1 protein-coding gene and 1 pseudogene are annotated in these 581 nt (G+C 66.8%); both read right to left on the bottom strand.

What is annotated here, in order from left to right:
- Positions 1-191: pseudogene (locus tag D7Y13_RS42075) on the bottom strand (hypothetical protein); the annotation flags it as partial.
- A 31-nt stretch (positions 192-222) separates the two neighbouring features.
- Positions 223-581: 4-hydroxythreonine-4-phosphate dehydrogenase PdxA (locus D7Y13_RS42080; protein WP_208734569.1), on the bottom strand; the 359-nt coding region annotated here is incomplete at its 5' end.

The following is a 581-nucleotide window of genomic DNA, read 5'->3' on the forward strand; positions in this document are numbered from 1 at the left end:
ACATTGCCCAGGCCGATGAGCCCCGTGTCGGTCTCGATTTCCACCACCGTCCAGGCGTGGAAGCGGAAGGTGCTCATGCTCTCGGCCGGCGAGTACAGCAGGTCCATCGCGTTGGAGCAGAAGTGGCCTTGCGGCGGCACGGTCTTGCCCGTCCACTGGAACACGCGCGTGCGGACTGAAGTGATTTTCATGGTGCGGGTCTCCGGGAGAAGAAGGGGGAGGTCAGGAGAGGGCGAGAGTCTTGCGGCGCTGGGCGATGCCCATGCGGCAGGCGATCTGGAAGGCCTGCCATGTCGCCTCGGCACTGGCCTTGCCCTGCCCGGCGATGTCGTAGGCCGTGCCGTGCGCCGGTGTGGTGATGGGAATCGGCAGGCCGCCCTGCACCGTCACGCCGCGCGCAAAGCCCAGCAGCTTGATCGCGATCTGGCCCTGGTCGTGGTACATCGTGACGATGGCCTGGTACTCCCCCGCCTGTGCCTTCAAGAAGATGGTGTCGGCCGGGAACGGGCCATGGAAAGGGGCCTCGGTGGGCCAGGCGCGGGCCTGCAGCGCCTTGACCGCGGGCTCGATGATGTCGATCT

This window comes from Corallococcus praedator (assembly GCF_003612125.1).
Taxonomy (GTDB): domain Bacteria; phylum Myxococcota; class Myxococcia; order Myxococcales; family Myxococcaceae; genus Corallococcus; species Corallococcus praedator.